The 1,736-nt window shown below is 42.2% G+C and carries 1 protein-coding gene; it reads right to left on the reverse strand.

Annotated features, from left to right (window positions below):
- A partial coding sequence (locus ACOVO2_RS05445) for a PVC-type heme-binding CxxCH protein (protein WP_421769031.1) occupies nt 1–1,697 on the reverse strand: 1,697 nt, incomplete at its 3' end.
- Nucleotides 1,698–1,736 lie beyond the last annotated feature (39 nt).

Genomic DNA, 1,736 nt, shown 5'->3' on the forward strand with positions numbered 1-1,736 from the left:
GGGCTTGAGGTTTCGGCAAAAAATGGTTGTCCCCAATCATCAAAAGCAATTCCCCACGGGTTTGGAATTGATAATTGAGCAGTGCGTTCGAGCTTGTGTAATTGCGGAGAATATCTATAAAAACCGCCATTGGTGGCACGCACAGTTCCATAAGGAGTTTCGACGTTTGTGTGCAAGAAGACACCTTCACCACCATAGATTGCACCCGATGGGTCGGCACAAAAAGCACTGTTATTGTGGTGTGTATCGTGGTCGTCGAAGCCACTGAGCAAGATTTCTACTTTATCAGCTTTATCATCGCCATTGGTATCGGTAAAAAGTTTGAGGTTTGTTCCTTGCGAAACATACACGCCTTCGGGAGCAATTTCAAAACCCAATGGCAAATGCAAACCATCCACAAAAACCGTTTGTTTGTCGGCCCTACCATCATTATTGGTATCTTCCAAAATCAAAATTTTATCGTTTGGTTTGGCATCACCAGGTTTGTAGTGCGGGTAACTTGGCATCGTGGCTACCCACAAACGCCCTTTATTATCAAACGACATTTGCACTGGATTTGCCAAATCATCAAACTCTTTTTCGGAAGCGAAAAGCTCAATCTTATAACCCGCAGGCACTTTTAATTTATTGAGGGCATCTTGTCCGTAGAGATATTCGAGGCTACCATTTTTTTCGGGATTAAAGTTGGTTTTTACTGGCGGAAGCGTTCGGGTATTTTTATCAGCAGCTGCCACATCCATTTTTTCACCTTTTGAAGCTGCCAACCATATCGCGTTATCACGAATATCGGTCATTTGTCGAATCTTCTCGATTTCGGCAGGATAATTGTCTGGCCCAAAAGGATTGTATCTACGACCATACGCATGAACGCCATTTGGAATTTTGTAGTCATTGTGCCACATCCAGTTTTTTTCCATTACAGCGGCATGAATCAATGCTCGGTTTGCTTCCGCTCTGGCAGGAGTTTTACCGAAAATTTTATCAGAAAGTAAAAGACCGAGTTTTTTGTAACCTTCATCATTGAGTTGCGAGCCGTCAATTGTTAAAGGTTCGGCCGTACTGGCATACCATGCTCTTGAAGGTGTAAAAGCATCGACAAAAAGCACTTTATTCGCTGCCGAAACTTCACGCATGGCGTTGGTGTAAAGTAGAAGATTTTCGTTTTCTTTTACACCATTTGGCAAATCGTATTTGCTGGTCAAATCTTCAAAAGCAATGGGCGATACAATAGCGAGTTGTGGAGCGGAAACACCGTTGTATTTTTGTTTCAAAGTATATTTAATAAAAGCATCTAATTCGGCTTTGAAATTGGCCAAACCTGCTCTTCCTTGAAACGATTCGCTGTAACCAAAAAATGCAATTATTACATCAGTTTTTAGGCGGGTTAACCATTGGTCAGGGTAATCGAAATGTCCTTCGCTATTTGAGTTTTTAGCATATTCGGTCTGAAATTTTTCTGCACCCGGAAACGCCCAAGGCAAATTTCGACTGGCGTGTGGACGAAAACCTGGGGTATCGCCACCATCGCACATATTTCTGATAATCAATGAGTTGTCGGGATAACGTACGTGCATTTCGGTCTCGAAATGGTCATAGTTCATCATCCGTGAACCAAGATTTCCACCAATGAGTGATATATGGCTTCCTTTCTCGACTTTAATAATATCAAGCGGAGCTGGAAGAAACGAACTGACCAGAAAGACAGTCAGTACGAATATTGTGAGTAATATTTTGAT

Source organism: Emticicia sp., from assembly GCF_049241225.1.
Taxonomy (GTDB): Bacteria; Bacteroidota; Bacteroidia; order Cytophagales; family Spirosomataceae; genus Emticicia.